Below are 15,565 nucleotides of genomic sequence, written 5' to 3' on the forward strand. Positions count from 1 at the left end.
GGAGAGGCCGAAAAGACTACCGCGCCCGACATGGGCGCAGCGGCGGGCGGATCGCGGCTGATGCGGCCGCTTTACCTGCTGGCCGGGTTTGCGCTCACCGGGCTCGGTATCATCGGCGCCTTCCTGCCGCTGATGCCGACCACCATCTTCCTCATCCTCGCCGCCTGGTGCTTTGCGCGCTCCTCGCCACGGCTCGAACGCCGGCTGCTCGAGGACAGGCGCATCGGCGCCGCCATCATCGCCTGGCGCGACGAGAAGGCGATCTCGCGCCGCTCCAAGATACTCGCGGTCAGCGGCATGGGGCTCGGCTTCGTGCTGTTCCTGCTCGGTGCGCGGCCCGGCCCGTGGCTGATGCTCGGGGTGGGGCTGATGCTGGGCGCCTGCGCGGCTTATGTGCTCACGCGGCCCGATCCCAGGGCTTAGAGCGCTTCACCTTGTGGTTGAATCCCCTCTTAGGACGCACTGAGCTCTCAGTCGGCCTCCCTCCCCTTGGACGGGGTGGGGTGGCGGGAGCCAATGAATTAACGGTGTGTCTGGTGGCTCTCCGTCCCCCACCCTTGATCCCTCCCCGCAAAGGGGGAGGGTGAGTGACGACTGCAGCACCGCGCATCGGTCCAAACGTGAAACGGCCTAGCTCGCCTCCGGCTGGGCCCGGCGCATGCCGGCAAAGACGAAGCGGCCATAAAACCAGCTGGTGGCGAGCAGGGCGACGCCCATGGTGACGAACGACCCGACCCGCCACAGCCCTTCAAGCCCGCTGGCATCAAAGAGAAAGACCTTGGCTACTGCCGCGAGCAGGATGGCGAGCGAGCCATAACGCAAGGGCTGGGAGTTGAAGCGGGCGCCGAGGATGAGCGCGGTGGCAGCCAGGGCGAGCATCGCGGCGGTATAGGCGTGCTGCTCATAGGCGCCGCTCTCGCCCTGCAGCAGATCGGGGTGGAAGAGGGCGCGGATATCGACGAGCACGCCCGTCACCACCAGGAAGGCGCCGGCGAGCGCCGCGCCCCAGCGCAAGGGCCAGTGCTGCGGCATGACGCGCAGGGCCAGCGCGATGAGAAGCCCGATCATGCCCGGCACAACGAGGCCCGACAGCGTGACATTGAGCAGCGGCCAGCCCGGCACGCGCCACACCGGCCAGAGTTCATAGGCCTGAACGCCGGCGCCCACGAGCACGAGCGCCAGCATGCCAATGCCGGTGACGAGGCCCGCGGCTCCGAGCCCGGATCGCTGGAGCCTGTGCCCGAAGACGATGGCGCCGAGGCCCAGTAGCAGGATGGGATTGGACCAGAGCGAGGTCCAGATCAGCGTATCGATGGCCTCAAGGCTCGCCCTATCGGGCAGGATGACGAGGCTGATGCCGGCGGCGAGCAGGATGAGTCCCGCGAAATCCAGCGCTTTGGCGAGATCGTTGGCGCGCGGCACGAGGGTTGCAGCGCCGAGAAAGGCGAGGGCGGGCAGGATGAGAGTGACCACAGGGGCATCATCGGGCCAGAGTGCGGGCAGGTAATCGGCTATTCCCTGCGCCCCCACCAGCATCCAGGCTCCGATTGTCGAGATGCCCAGAAGCACGAAATAAAGCCCGAAATAGACGCCCGAGAGGGTGAGGAGGCTTTCGACGCCATAACGGCGGAAGACGACGGCGAGCCCTAGCACCTGGAGCGCTGCGGCGAGGGCGAAATAATTGGGATCGACCACGGCGACGATGGCGAGCGACAGATAGGCCGAGGCCGACGCAGCGAAGATGGCGCGGATGAAGGGCTGTTCGGCCTCGGGCGCGCGGGGGGCAAAGAGGCGCAGGGCCAGAACCGAGAGCGCGGCGGCGCCGAGCGCCAGCAGGGCCCAGAGGATGGGGAGGTCGCGCATGCCGCCCCAGCCATCGAGATCGACCATGGTGGTGACAAAACTGCCCATGCCCAAAAGGCTGAGGCCGATGGCAGCGAGGCGGGCCTGCTGGCCGGCCCAGAGCTTCAGGGCCAGCGGCAGGCCGATGCTCGCCAGCGCGACGGCGAGGAGCGCCAGCCGGGCGAGAGGCTCGGGATCACGCCAGACGAGCAGCAGCGTCAGCCACGCAGCCAGCGCACCGAGACTGGGGTAGATCGTGCGGGTGCGATCGAGATGGATCATCGCGGCGCTTGCGACAAAGAGGGCGGCGATGGCGACAAGATGCGGCATCTCGAAATCGGTGAGATAGGCCCCGCCAATAAGGCAGGCGGCCGAGAACGCCGCGCCGAGCCAGCCCAGATGCGGATGGGCCGTGCGCAAAACTTCGGTGCGGTTCCACAACGCAAAGAGCGCGACGGGGGTGACGACGAGGGCAACCAGCGTCGAGGCTTCGCGCACACCCGGCACGCTGTTGGCCAGCGTGAGGGCGGCCAGCCAGACAAAGTGCACGACGATCGCCGCCACCAGCATGCGCCACCAGCCCTTGCGCGCTGCTGTGAGGGTGGCCGAGGCGAGAAGGGCCGCGAGATAGCAATTGATCAGCAGCTGGCTGGGCGCGACTTGCAGCAGGAAAAAGGGCGCGAGATAGCCGCCAAGCAGTCCGATGCCCAGTACCGGCTGGCCGAAGCGCAGTGCGATAGGCATCGCGATGGCAGCGGTGGCGGCCGAAAGCAGGAAGCCGGTAAAGAGAGACGTCAGCCCGAAGGCGGCGCTCGCCATGAAGGCGGTGGCGTAGAATGTGCCGATAGCGGCCGAGGCGAGCGCAGCGCCGATCTGGCGGTGATTGGCGATCTGCCGCGCCGAGACGAGAGCGGCGCCCCCGAGCATGACAAGACCGCCCAGGGCGGAGGCGAGGACGCCGAGCGTGGGGGTGAAGAACCCGTTATCGGCCGCCATGCGGGCAAGAAAGAACCCCGCCACGAGCAGCATGATGGCGCCACCCCAGACCGGCAGCTGCACGCCCATGGCGCGCTCGATATCGAAGCGGGGACGGGCGGGGCGGGGAGCCGTGCCGGTGCCGGTATCGCTTGCAGCGCCACGCGCCGCCTCGGCCCAGGGGCCCCAGGCAGGGGCGGGTTCGGGCTCGGGCTCGGGGGGAAGCGAGGCATCGCCCGGCGGTGGCTTGGGAGCCGGGCTAGCCTCGGCGCCCTCCGGCGGTGATTCCGGATTTGCCTCTCGCTCGAAGGTCGCCGTGGCCGCGTCAGCCGGTGCCTCACCGCCCTGCTGCGCGGTACCGTCCCTGATGTCGGAGACGCGGTATTCGAGCTGGGTGAGCCGCTGCCGCAAGGCATCGATCTGTCCCTGCTTCCGGCGGAGCATAAAAAGCGCGATGACGGCCAGAACAAAGCCAAGAAAATCCATCGCCGCTACTGGTTCCATCTGCGCAGGAGACGCGACGGAGCAAGCCGGCGCGCAGGATCAGCAGATCATATCGGCACGACCCTCACAATCCCCGAACAGTCCGCAGCAAGGCGATGCCCTTTCTGCTCAAGGGATTTACCGGAAGAGGTCGGACATCGACTTGCCGATGATCTTGGTGGCCGAGAAGACGAGCACCAGCGTCACGACGATGGTGATGGTGCCGATGGCGGCGGCGGCGGAGATTTCCTGGGTTTCGAGGCGCTCATAGATGGCGATGGAGATGGTCTTCCAGCGGGCCGAATAGAGCATCACCGTGGTGCTCATTTCCGAGATCAGCGTGGTGAAGACAATGATGGCGCCCGCCAGGATGCCCGGCGCGATCAGCGGGATGGTCACCTTGCGCATGGTCTCGCCCCAGGTGGCGCCGGCGACGGTGGAGGCTTCCTCCATGCGCGGATCGACCTGCGCCACGGCGGCCACCACCGAGCGGTAGATATAGGCCATGCGGCGCACGAAATAGCCGATGACGATGATCACCGCCGTGCCGGTGAGGACGATCGGGCCGGCATTGAAGGTGACGAGCAGCGCCACGCCCGTGACGATGCCGGGCAGGATGAAGGGCAGCATGATGGTGAGATCGAGCGCCCATTTGCCGGCAAAGCTCTTGCGCTCGGCGACATAGCCGGTGAGCGTGCCGAAGACGACGCAGGCGACCGTGGCGATGGCCCCGAGGATGAGGCTGTTCTGGATGGGCCCGACGACGCGATTGAACACATAGGTATAGTTGGACCAGCCATATTGCAGCGGCCACAGCGTGCCCGGCCACCGCTCTGAGAAGGATGTAAAGACGATGACCAGCTGCGGCAGGATGGCGAGAAACAGGAGGCCCCAGACATAGAGATTGGCCGCTATCCTCATGCCCGGCGTGCGGATCAGCGCGGCACGTCGCGTGGTGGAGCCCAGCGTGACGAAGCGCCGCCGCTTGTTGATGCGCAGCAGGAAGAGGATGGCGACGAGCGTGATGGCGACGTTGACGAGCGCGATGGCCGCGGCGCCGTTGAGGTTGAAGAACCCGTTGATCTGGAAATACATGAGGGTGGAGAGCACATACATCTCGCCCCCCAGCACCGCCGGCACGCCGAATTCGCCGAGCGCCTCGATGAGCACGATCATGGCGCCGGCCAGCATCGGCGGGATGGCGAGCGGCAGCACCACGGTGCGCAGGATGCGCCAGCGCGAGGCGCCCATCACCCGCGCACTTTCCTCAAGATGCGGATCGGAGGCCGAAAGCGCCCCTTGCACGAAGAGGAAGACATAGGTGAAATTCGAGAGCACCATCGCGACGATGACGCCGAAATAGCCATAGACCGGCGGCATGGGCAGGCCCAGCCACTGGTTGACATAATGGGTGACGATGCCGTTGCGGCCCAGAAGGATGACCCAGCTATAGGCACCGATAAAGGGCGGTGCGATCAACGGGATGATCGAAAGCGACAGGATCAGCGGCTTGAAGGGAATATCAACCCGCGCCACGAAATAGGCCGCCGGCACCGCCACGAGGGTGGAGAGAACCGTGACCGCCACGGAAATGACGATGGTGTTCCACAGCGCCGATCGATAGAGCGCCGAGGTCCAGAAGCGCTCGAAATTGGCGAGCGTGCCATTGAACCAGTTGAAGCTTTCGCCCTGCGGGGCAAAGCTGTTGGCCATGGTGGTGAGGATGGGATAGGCCAGAAAGCCGACAAGCACGATGAGCGTGATGGCTCCCGCCACCCAGGGCAGCAGATCAGGGCCACGGCGCCGAACCGGCGCGTTGCCGCCCGCCACCGCGCTCATCGGCCGGGCCTTTCGAACAGCACCGCATCCTCGGGAGCAAAGCCGAAATCGACGGCCGAGCCCTCGACCACGCCATCCACGAAGGCCGGCCGGTCGATGAGCACGGGGCGATCGGCATCGGGGGCTTCGATGAGATAGCGCACGAAGGTGCCGAGGAACTGGATACGCCGCACGGTGCCCGAAAGCGTGCCGGCCCCGGTTGCTGCTTTCGGGGTGAGCGACATGCGCTCGGGGCGCACCATCAGCATGGCCTGCGCCTCCGGGCCGAACCAGTCGGCTTCGTTGGAGCCGGCGGCGCGCCGGGCAAGGCCCGAAAAGGCGACGCCCGAGCGGGTGGCGGCGCTTGCCCCGTCGCCCCGCAGGGGCAGGAAATTGGCCTTGCCGATGAAGTCGGCGACAAAGAGGGAAGCGGGGCGGGCATAGATCTCGAAGGGGGCGCCCACCTGCATCAGCCGGCCCTTGCTGAAGACCGCGATGGTGTCGGATACCGCCATCGCCTCTTCCTGGTCGTGGGTGACATAGAGTGCCATGACGCCCAGCGCCTTTTGCAGGCGGCGGATTTCGTCGCGCATCTCGACGCGCAGCTTGGCATCGAGATTGGCCAAGGGCTCGTCAAGCAGCAGCATGCCGGGCTCGTAGACCAGCGCGCGGGCGATGGAGACGCGCTGCTGCTGGCCGCCTGACAGATCGGCGGGATAGCGATGGGCCAGCCCGTCGAGCTGGAGCATGGCGAGGATGCGCTTGACCGACGCATCGACGGTCGCCTGCGGGGCGCGGCGCAGGCGCAAGCCATAGGCTGCGTTCTCGAACACCGTCATGTGCGGAAAGAGCGCGTAGGACTGGAAGACCATGCCGATATTGCGCTCGAAAGCGTTCATGCGGCTGAAATCGGCGCCATCGGAGAGGATGCGACCCTCCGATATGGTCTCGAGCCCGGCGATCATGCGCAGGGTGGTGGTCTTGCCGCAGCCCGAAGGGCCGAGCATGGTGAAGAAGGTGTCGCCTTCGATAGTGAAGCTGACATCGTCGACGGCGCGGACCTGGCCTTCCTCGGTGGAAAAGACCTTGGTCAGCCCCTCGACGGAAAAGCGGCGGCGGCGCTCAGCCGATGCTGGCGCGGTGGCGGTGTCTTGGGCGCTCATCGGCCTCTCCCCTTGCTGATCACGACGATGGAGCGATCGTCGCCGAAATTGCCGCCGATGCGGCCCTTGGTGCTGCGATGCGGCCCGACCCGCTCGGGATCGACCCGGTCGGCCTCGGCGAGCGCTTCTTCCCAGGCGGCGATGCCCGTGGCTGACGGGGCAACCGGATAGCCGTCGCTATGCAGCTCGATCAGCGACCAGTCCGACTGCGGCACATCGAGGCTGCGGATGACCGGGGTGACGTCATCGACCCCATCGATGACGAGGGCATTGTAGGCGGCCGGATCGTGGCGGATGCCGGAAAGGCCGGCGTCGAGGATCGTTGTCAGCCGGTGCTGGTCGCCGAGGACGGCGGCCGAGGCCTCAGCATCGCTGCCCACGAGGGCGCGGATATAGGCGATGTCGGCCGCCGAAAGACCTTCGGGTGGCGTGGTGCGGGCAGCAAGCCCGTTGACGATGAGGCTGCGCGCGGCAGTGCGGGCGGTGGCGGCATCGGCGCCGCGATCCTTGAGGATAGCAAAGGCGTGCGCGCGGGCGGCCGAAAGCACCACATCGCCGGGAAAGACGGCAGACAGAATTTCGCGGCCATCGATGCGGATGCCGCAATCGCCGACCTTGACGAGGCGCAGCGTCTCTCCGTCGGAATAGGCCGCAACGAAGCCGGCACGGAAGCGGTGGTCCCCGCTCGCTGCAGTGAGCGCGGAAAGGCCCAGCCGGTCGTAAAGCGCGGCTACGGCGCGTGTTGCGGCAGCGGCGAGATCGCCGGGCGCATGCAGCGTCGCCGGCACCGAGAACAGGGCGCGGAACGCTTCGGCAATCGCCATCGCGGCGAGCCGGCCACCGGTTGCACCAGCGCCCAGGCGATCGTCGAACCGCTTGCCGGTGATGTCGGTCGCCCCATCGATGACGGCAAAGCCGGCGCCGGGGACAACGACGATCTGGTCTTCATTGGTCTGGGGCAGGCCGGGATTCTTGGCCTCGGTAAACCCTTCGAAGGCGTTCACTCTTGTACTGCTTTCCACGCGGTGGGGCGCCCCGCGCGAGCGGAGCGCCCCTGCCAAAGACGGACCCTCGCTTACTGCGCGAAGATCTTTTCCCACTGCGCGATATTGGCGTCGCGGTCGGCTGCGGCGCGATCGGCATCATAGGGGAAGGTCTTGATATCGGCGGTGGGGGCAAGGCCCTCGGGAGCCGCGACATCGGTGCGCACCGACCGGCGGTTGGTGCTGGCGACCAGCTCGTGGGCTTCCTTCGAATTGGCGAAATCGAGGAAGATCTTGGCGTTTTCGAGATTCGGCGCGCCCTTGATGATGGCGGAGGCATCGTAGCGCAGGCCGGTGCCGTCGCTGGGGTAGACGGCGGCGACCGGATAGCCCTCGTCGATCAGCGGCTTGATATTGGCTTCGCCGGTAACCCCGATCTCGATCTCGCCGCGCGCCACGTCCTGGAAGACGCTCTGCGAGGAGGTGACGAAGCGGGCATTGGCCATGATCTTTTCGGCCACGTCCCAGCCATAGAGCTGCAGGATCTGGGCTAGCTGGGCATAGGCAGAGCCCGAGAGCGAGGGATTGGCGAGGACGATCTTGTCGTCGTACTTGGGATCGGCGAGGTCTTCCCAGCTCGCCGGCCGGTCGCCTTCGGCCAGAAGGTTGGTGTTGACGATGAAGGCCTGGAGCGGCATCGAGCAGCCGTAATAGGTGTTCTCGGGGCCGATGACATCGGCCGAGAAGGCTGCCGCTTCGGTGCTCTCATAGCTTTCGAAGAGGCCCGGATTGGCCATGAAGGCTTCGCTCGAGGCGCACAGCACCACGTCGCCCTGGGGATTGGCCTGCTCGGCGGCGATGCGGGTGAAGATTTCGCCCACCCCGCCATTGATCACCGACACGGCGATCTGCGGGTACTTGGCCTGGAAGGCATCGAAGAACAGCTCGCCGACTTCGCCGGCCGGATTATACAGCACCAGCGACCCCTGCTGGGCCTGAGCGCCGCCAACCGTGGCGATGGTGACAGCGAGCGCGAAAGCAATGCGTTTGAACGTCATCTGGGTCCCTCCCTGAGTTTGGTGAGATTATGGCGTGGCAGACGCCAACGTCAAACCCAAACCGGCAACCGGTTGCATGTGCCTGTCGAAAAGCGTTAAGGGGACGCCACCATCGGAGGCGCTGCCGGAGCGCGCCGGAGACGCGGAGGAAGCGGGAATGCGCGTTCATATTCATGCCGACGCAGGCGAGTTGGGCCGCGCCGCCGCCGCCGAGGCCGCGGACGTGATTTCGGCCGCCATTGCCCGCCACGGCGAGGCGCTGGTGGTGTTTGCCACCGGGGCGAGCCAGTTCGCCACGCTCGAGGCGCTGGTTGCGGCCGATATCGACTGGTCGCGCGTGTCCGGGGTGCATTTGGACGAATATGTGGGCATTTCGCCCGAGCATCGCGCCAGCTTCCGGCGCTATCTGAGGGAGCGGGTGGTGGCGCGCCTGCCGACGCTCGGACACTTCGCGATGATCGCGGGCAATGCCCCCGATCTTTCAGCCGAGATCGCCCGGCTCAACACGCTGCTGACCGGCCGCCGCGTCGATCTCTGCCTTGCCGGCATCGGGGAAAACGGGCACCTCGCCTTCAACGACCCGCCGGCCGATTTCGAGGCCGAGGCGCCCTATCTCGTCGTCGACCTCGATGCGGCCTGCCGGCAGCAGCAGGTCAACGAGGGCTGGTTCCCCGATCTTGGCTCCGTGCCGGCGCAGGCTGTGTCGATGAGCATCCGCCAGATCATGCGCGCCGAAAGGCTCGTGCTTTCGGTGGGCGACAGGCGCAAGGCCGAGGCGGTGCGCAACACCATCGAGGGGCCGGTGAGCCCGGCCTGTCCGGCCTCGATCATCCAGGGCCACAAGGCGGCGAGCGTCCATCTCGATACCGCCTCGGCGAGCCTGCTCGCCGGCCGCTGATCGGCGTGCGGCGCGAGACCGTCGCGCGCCGCCGCTTCGCCTTTCGGTCCGCTACTGCCCCTGGCCGAGCGAGAAGCCGGGCACGCCATCGAAGAGATAGAGGTGCTCGGTCTTGATGAAGTCGACGCCGTCGGCGGAGAGCCGCCGCAGGAGGTCGACGATCATCGCGCGGTTGAACTGCCGGCCCGGCGCGGCCATGTAGCGGCACCGCCAGTGATCGGTGCAGAAGGTCTCGGGCAGACCCTGCGGCCAGACCTTGACGCCGCGATTGGTGATCATCTGCAGCCCATAGCCGCCGGTGATGGCCGATTTCATCCGCTCCGCCAGAGCCTCCGGGCTGCCCTCGAAGGCGACGAAGACGTCGACGCCGACGAGCGTCTTCTCCTCGGGGGCGCGCGGGGGCATTTCGGGCATGGCGGCCGGGGAGGGCATGGCGCCCGCCCGGGCAACCGGCAGTTGCGTCGGCAGGGTCCCCAGCCGGGCGATGACCGCATCGGCAAAGGCGGTGGTGCCGACCTTTTGCACCGAGAGGTCGGGGCTGAAGATGTCGGCTGTGTGGATGCCGGCCTCGATGGTTGCGAGCCAGGCATTGTGGATGCGGTCGGCCGCCTCGGCCTGGCCGATATGGCGCAGCATCATCACCCCCGCGAGCAGCAGGCCGGAAGGGTTGGCGATATCCTGCCCGGCGATATCCGGGGCGCTGCCATGCACGGCCTCGAACATGGCGCAGTGCGTGCCGATATTGGCCGAGGGCGCGAGCCCCACCGACCCGGCGACCTCGGCGGCGATGTCGCTGAGGATATCGCCATAAAGATTGGGCGTGACGATGACGTCGAAGCGCTCGGGGCTGTCGGCGAGCCGGGCGGCGCCGATGTCGATGATCATGTGCTCGGCGGTGATCTCGGGATAGGCCGGCGCGATCTCGTCGAACACCTTGTGGAAGAGCCCATCGGTGAGCTTCATGATGTTGTCCTTGGTCAGGCACGTCACCTTGTGCCGGCCATGGGCCCGGGCATATTCGAAGGCATAGCGCACGATGCGCTCGCAGCCGGGCCGGCTGATGAGCTTGAGGCACTGGTAGACATCGCGCGTCTGCCGGTGCTCGATGCCGCCATAGAGGTCTTCCTCGTTCTCCCGCACGATGACGACATCCATCCCCGGATGCCGGGTGGCGACGACCGGGTGATAGGCGACGGTGGGCCGGAGATTGGCATAGAGCCCCAGCGTCTTGCGGATGGTGACGTTGAGGCTCTTGTAGCCGCCGCCCTGCGGGGTGGTGATGGGGGCCTTGAAGAAGACCTTCGTGCGCCGCAGGCTCTCCCAGGCGTCATCGGTGATGCCGGCGGCATGGCCCGAGCGATAGACGCTCTCGCCCACGGTGATCGGCTCGATGGCGAGATGCGCGCCCGCCGCCAGCATGACGCGCAGGCTTGCCTGCATGATCTCCGGGCCGATGCCGTCGCCGAACGAGACGGTGACAGGGGTGCCGGAGGCGGGGATGTGCGGGGTGTGCGACGGCGGCAGGGCAGTGGGATCGGGCTTGTACATGGCAGTTCCCTTTCGTGTTGGCGGGAACATGGCGATGCGCGGAGCTGAGGTAAAATATATTGTTTGTTGAAAACCGATCTATGAAATAGATGGGTTGGCAGCCGGGAGGTCGGGATGGCGCAGCTCAACTACAACCATCTACGCTATTTCTGGGTCGTGGCCCATGAGGGCAACCTGACCCGGGCGGCGTCCAAGCTCAACGTCTCGCAATCGGCACTCTCGATCCAGATCGCCAAGCTCGAGGACCAGATCGGCCATCCGCTGTTCGATCGGCTCGGGCGGCAACTGGTGCTGACCGAGGCGGGGCGCATCGCGCTCGATTATGCCGACACGATCTTCAAGACGGGCGCCGAACTGCTCGATACTCTGGCGCAGCGGCCCGGCGCGGTGCGGCAGGTTCTGCGGGTGGGGGCGATCGCGACGCTCTCGCGCAATTTCCAGCTGGGGTTCCTCAAGCCGTTGCTGGCGCGGGCCGATGTGGAACTCATCCTGCGCTCGGGCGGATTTGCCGATCTCATCGCGGCGCTCGAGGCGCACCGGCTCGATATCGTGCTCACCAACACGGCGCTGTCGCGCGATGCCGCAACGCCATGGGTGGCGCACCGCATCGCCGACCAGCCGGTGAGCCTCGTCGGCAAGGCCGGGGACGCGGGGTTGAGTGGCCGTGCGGCGACGGCGCAGGATTTGCCCGCGCTTCTGGCGGATCATCCGCTCATCCTGCCCGCCAGCGACAGCAGCATCCGCAGCAGCTTCGATGCGCTGCTCGAACGGCTCGGCATCCGGCCCACCATCGTGGTCGAGGCCGACGACATGGCCATGCTGCGCCTGATGGCGCGCGAGCATGCCGGGCTGGCGGTGGTACCGCCCATCGTGGTGCGCGACGAACTCGAGAGCGGGCTTCTGGTTGAGATCGCGCGACTGCCCGACCTCGTCGAGACCTTCTTTGCCATCACGCTCAAGCGCCGCTTCGCCAATCCGCTGGTGACGACGTTGCTCGCTTCGGCGCGCCCGGCCGGCTGATCGCGGCCGGCCTTTTCCCTCTCGCTGCCGTTTTGCAGAGCGCTGCCCAATAGGTGGGCAGCGTGCCTATCTGCATGCGGATTGACAAAGACAATCTCGTGTGGTCGAGTCCGTCCAGTATATGGACTGTATACGAAAGCCATGCGACGAAGCCTGGTGCGAGGCGGTGCGGCCAAGCGCTTCGAGCGTCTGTTGTCAGATCGCGACCCTGGAGGGCACACGAATGGTAGTGAAGAAGATGGCGCTTGGCCTGTTGGCCGGAACCTTTGCATTGAGCCTGCCGGTGATGGCGCAGGAGGCTGCAACCCCGGTGGAAGGCGGCATCGTGCGCTTCGCCTTTGCCGAGGAATCCCGCGGCATGGACCCGGTGACGGCGCATCGGCGCTTCTCGGAGGCGGCGATCCATGTGCATGACAGCCTCGTGGTGCAGGACACCTCGAATGCGCCCCATGGCGCCTTGGCCGAGAGCTGGGAGGCCAATGCCGATGCCAGCCAGTATACGGTAAAGCTCAAGACCGGCGTGATCTTCCACGACGGCACCCCGTTCAACGCGGCGTCGGTGAAGGCGCATTTCGACCGTCTCTTCGATCCGGCCAATTGCTGTTCGAACGGTACACAATACATGGCCGGCTACACCGGCACCGACATCGTCGACGACCAGACCGTGGTGATCAAGTTCGACAAGCCGATGGGCACCTTCGCCCACTATATCGGCATGCTCGACGTGACCGCGATCCCCTCCAATGCGGCGTGGGACGCTATCGGCAAGGACATGAACCTGCGCCCCGTCGGGGCCGGCCCGTTCAAGTTCGTGGAATGGGTGCCCCAGAGCCATGTGCGGTTCGAGCGCAATGCCGACTACAACTGGGGCTCGGATCTCTTCGACCATCCCGGCGCGCCCTATATCGATGCGCTCGAGGTGAAGTTCATCGCCGACCAGGCGACGCGCACCGCCTGCCTCGAGGCCGGCGACTGCGACATCATCAAGGATCCCGGCTTTGCCGCGCAGGTGCGGCTCGGCAGCAATCCCGACTACGAGATGGTCAAGATCCCGCAGACGGGCATGCCCTATTCCTTCGTGTTCAACACCGCCAAATGGCCGACCGACCAGGTGGCGGTGCGCAAGGCGATCAACCTCGCCATCGACCGCGAAAAGATCAACATGGCCGCCTATCTCGGCCAGCGCGAGCCGCTCTACAGCACGCTGGCGCCTGCGACCCCCGAATTCTGGCCCGAAGCCCCGAGCCTCATCTATTTCGCCCCCGATGAAGCCAAGGCGCTGCTCGCCGAGGCGGGCTTTGCCGACACCAATGGCGACGGCATCGTGGAAGAGGGCGGCAACCCGGTGGCCATCGACCTCTTCATCTTCGGCAATCGCGAGGGCAATCCCTCGGTGATCGTGGCGGAATCGATCCAGTCCGACCTCGCCGCCGTGGGCATAAGGGTCAACATCAATGTCCGCCCTTGGGATGACCAGTCGGTGGTGGCGATGAACGAGGGCCACCACATGATCAATTTCGACATGCCGCTGCCCACCGCCTCGGTGCTGGGCGTGATGTTCAACTCGCGCGAAACCCCGCGTGAGGGCCGCTACGGCATGGGCTTCACCTATTTCCAGAAGGCCTCGCCCGACAATTCCACCGAACTGGATGCCCTGCTCGATGCCGGCGACAACGCCGCCACCTTCGAGGAGCGCAAGGAGAAGTTCATCGCCGCCCAGAAGATCATCGGCGAGAACTATCTGGGCGTGCCGATCTCGGCGGGCTTCACCACCTACATCATGACCAACCGGCTCGAAGGGGTGAAATACAACAATGCCGGCCATGCCATGTTCAACGACGCCTTCCTGAGCGCGCAGTAAGCGCTGAACTCATGCCGCCCCGTCATTTGGCGGGGCGGCTTTTCTGCCGGCGCCTGCCTGCCTCAGGCGCCACGACCAAGTCGAGGGGAATTGCGATGACGGCCTATATCCTGCGGCGTCTCCTGCGCTCGGTGCCCGTCGTCGTGCTCGTCAGCATCCTCGTCTTCTCGATGGTGGAGATGCTGCCCGGCGACCCGGTGCTGCACATGTTTGCCGGCCAGTACATGACGGCCGAGAACATGGCGACGGCGCGCGAGACGCTCGGGCTCGATCAGCCGGCGCCGGTGCGCTACCTGCAATGGGTCACCCGCGTCTTCCAGGGCGATTTCGGCACATCGATCGTCTCGAAGCGCCCGGTGGCCGACATGGTGCTCTCGGTTCTGCCGCGCACCCTGGAACTGGCCATGGCGGCGATGTTCGTCACCATCGTCGTGGGCATCGCGCTCGGTGTCATCGCCGCGATCCGGCAGAACAGCTGGATCGACACGCTGGTGATGGTGGTGGCCTCGATCGGGGTGGCGATGCCGCTGTTCTGGAGCGGGCTCCTCGCCCTCCTTTATTTCTCCGTTCAACTGCGCTGGTTCCCCGTGTCGCAGGGGGCGAGCTTTCATTCCCTCGTGCTGCCTGCGGTGGTGCTGGGGCTGCAATCGGCCTGCATGGTTGCGCGGCTGACCCGCTCGAGCGTGCTGCAGGTTTTGCGCGAGGACTACATCACCACGGCGCGCGCCAAGGGCGTGCTCGAAAACCGGGTGGTGGCGATCCACGCGCTGCGCAACGCCTTCATCCCGGTCTTCACCCTCATCGGGGTGCAGACGAGCTGGCTTCTGGGCGGCACGGTGATCACCGAGACGGTGTTTGCGCGGCCCGGGCTCGGCACCATGGCGGTCGACGCGATCCGGCAGATGGATTTCCCCGTGCTGCAGGCCATCGTGCTCATCGCCGCGCTTATCTACACCTCGGTCAACCTCGTGGTGGACATCGTCAACGCCCTTGTCGATCCGAGGATCGCCTATGACTGAAGAGATCTCGCAAGCGCCCCCCGCCGCGCCTTTGGTGCCCGCGCCCGAACGTCGCCGCACTACCGAATTCGACATCGTGCGGCGGAATTTCCTGCGCAATAAGGGCGCCATCATCGGGCTGGTGATCATCAGCTTCCTCGTGTTCGTGGCCGTCTTCGCCGATGTGCTGGCGCCCTATGACCCGATCGCGCAGACCCGCGCCTTCCTCTCCCCGCCCAATGGCACGCACTGGTTCGGCACCGACGTTCTGGGTCGCGACATGCTGAGCCGGGTTATCCATGGCACGCGCATCTCGATGGCCGTCGGGATCGGGGCGGTGCTGATCGCGCTCGTCATCGGCATGGCGGTGGGGCTGCTGGGCGGCTATTTCGGCGGCCGCATCGATGCGGCGGTGGTGATGCTCATCGACACCTTCATGTCGTTCCCCGGCCTGCTGCTCGCCATGGTCATCGCCGCCATGTTCGGCACCTCGCTGCCGGTGGTGATGCTGGCGGTGGGCCTGGGCGAATTCACGCTCTTTGCCCGGCTCGTGCGCAGCGCCGTCTATGCCGAGCGGGCGCGCGACTATGTGCTGGCGAGCCGCAGCATCGGGGCCGGCTCGTTCTTCATCATGGCGCGGCACGTGGTGCCCAACATCATGCCCTCGATCATCGTGCTCGTGACCCTGAGCATCGGCAACGCCATTCTTTCGGCGGCGGCGCTCGGGTTTCTCGGGCTCGGGGCGCAGCCGCCGATCCCCGAATGGGGCAATCTCGTCAATGTGGGGCGCGACTATATCCAGATGGCGCCTTGGCTGATCTGGTTTCCCGGCATCGCCATCATGCTCACCGTGCTCGGCGCCAATCTGCTGGGCGACGGATTGCGCGATGCGCTCGACCCCAAGCTCCGGCGCTGAAG

Annotated in this window: 12 protein-coding genes; 6 read left to right on the forward strand and 6 right to left on the reverse strand. The window is 66.2% G+C overall.

Annotation, left to right across the window (positions count from 1 at the left end; genetic code table 11):
* Positions 1–30 precede the first annotated feature (30 nt).
* Positions 31–423 (forward strand): YbaN family protein, encoded by a 393-nt coding sequence (locus BT183_RS13510; RefSeq protein ID WP_072344787.1) that lies wholly within the window; start codon positions 31–33, stop codon positions 421–423.
* A gap of 207 nt (positions 424–630) precedes the next feature.
* On the opposite strand, the gene BT183_RS13515 is transcribed toward BT183_RS13510, so the two are convergent.
* The 5 genes from BT183_RS13515 to BT183_RS13535 form a co-directional block, all read right to left on the reverse strand.
* Complete coding sequence (locus BT183_RS13515; protein WP_072343962.1) at positions 631–3,303, reverse strand: DUF2339 domain-containing protein; 2,673 nt, start codon at positions 3,301–3,303, stop codon at positions 631–633.
* Positions 3,304–3,438: 135 nt separating this feature from the next.
* A complete protein-coding gene (locus BT183_RS13520) occupies positions 3,439–5,139 on the reverse strand; it encodes an ABC transporter permease (RefSeq protein WP_072343965.1) in 1,701 nt (566 codons plus the stop codon).
* Positions 5,136–6,281, reverse strand: a complete 1,146-nt coding sequence (locus tag BT183_RS13525; RefSeq protein WP_072343968.1) for an ABC transporter ATP-binding protein — start codon at positions 6,279–6,281, stop codon at positions 5,136–5,138. Before BT183_RS13525 ends, BT183_RS13520 begins: the two co-directional genes overlap by 4 nt.
* Positions 6,278–7,285, reverse strand: coding sequence for a hypothetical protein (locus BT183_RS13530; RefSeq protein WP_072343970.1), 1,008 nt, complete (start codon positions 7,283–7,285; stop codon positions 6,278–6,280). The genes BT183_RS13525 and BT183_RS13530 overlap by 4 nt, the downstream gene beginning before the upstream one ends.
* A gap of 71 nt (positions 7,286–7,356) precedes the next feature.
* Positions 7,357–8,322 carry an extracellular solute-binding protein gene (locus BT183_RS13535; RefSeq protein WP_072343973.1) on the reverse strand — a complete coding sequence of 322 codons (966 nt, stop codon included), beginning with the start codon at positions 8,320–8,322 and terminating at the stop codon, positions 7,357–7,359.
* A 157-nt stretch (positions 8,323–8,479) separates the two neighbouring features.
* On the opposite strand from BT183_RS13535, the gene BT183_RS13540 reads away from it, so the two are divergent.
* Positions 8,480–9,220 (forward strand): glucosamine-6-phosphate deaminase, encoded by a 741-nt coding sequence (locus BT183_RS13540; protein WP_072343976.1) that lies wholly within the window; start codon positions 8,480–8,482, stop codon positions 9,218–9,220.
* A gap of 51 nt (positions 9,221–9,271) precedes the next feature.
* On the opposite strand, the gene BT183_RS13545 is transcribed toward BT183_RS13540, so the two are convergent.
* Positions 9,272–10,768, reverse strand: coding sequence for an NADP-dependent isocitrate dehydrogenase (locus BT183_RS13545; protein ID WP_072343979.1), 1,497 nt, complete (start codon positions 10,766–10,768; stop codon positions 9,272–9,274).
* 114 nt (positions 10,769–10,882) lie between these two features.
* Between BT183_RS13545 and BT183_RS13550 the strand changes: the two genes are divergently transcribed.
* The 4 genes from BT183_RS13550 (at position 10,883) to BT183_RS13565 (ending at position 15,563) form a co-directional block, all read left to right on the forward strand.
* On the forward strand, positions 10,883–11,788 hold the full coding sequence (locus BT183_RS13550) for a LysR family transcriptional regulator (protein ID WP_072343982.1): 906 nt from the start codon (positions 10,883–10,885) through the stop codon (positions 11,786–11,788).
* 223 nt (positions 11,789–12,011) lie between these two features.
* Complete coding sequence (locus BT183_RS13555) at positions 12,012–13,649, forward strand: ABC transporter substrate-binding protein (protein ID WP_072343985.1); 1,638 nt, start codon at positions 12,012–12,014, stop codon at positions 13,647–13,649.
* A gap of 95 nt (positions 13,650–13,744) precedes the next feature.
* Positions 13,745–14,668, forward strand: a complete 924-nt coding sequence (locus BT183_RS13560; RefSeq protein WP_072343988.1) for an ABC transporter permease — start codon at positions 13,745–13,747, stop codon at positions 14,666–14,668.
* Positions 14,661–15,563: an ABC transporter permease gene (locus tag BT183_RS13565; protein ID WP_072343991.1), complete on the forward strand. Its 903-nt coding sequence runs from the start codon at positions 14,661–14,663 to the stop codon at positions 15,561–15,563. Before BT183_RS13560 ends, BT183_RS13565 begins: the two co-directional genes overlap by 8 nt.
* Positions 15,564–15,565 lie beyond the last annotated feature (2 nt).

Source organism: Devosia enhydra (genome assembly GCF_900119845.1).
In the GTDB taxonomy this organism is placed as follows: domain Bacteria; phylum Pseudomonadota; class Alphaproteobacteria; order Rhizobiales; family Devosiaceae; genus FPKU01.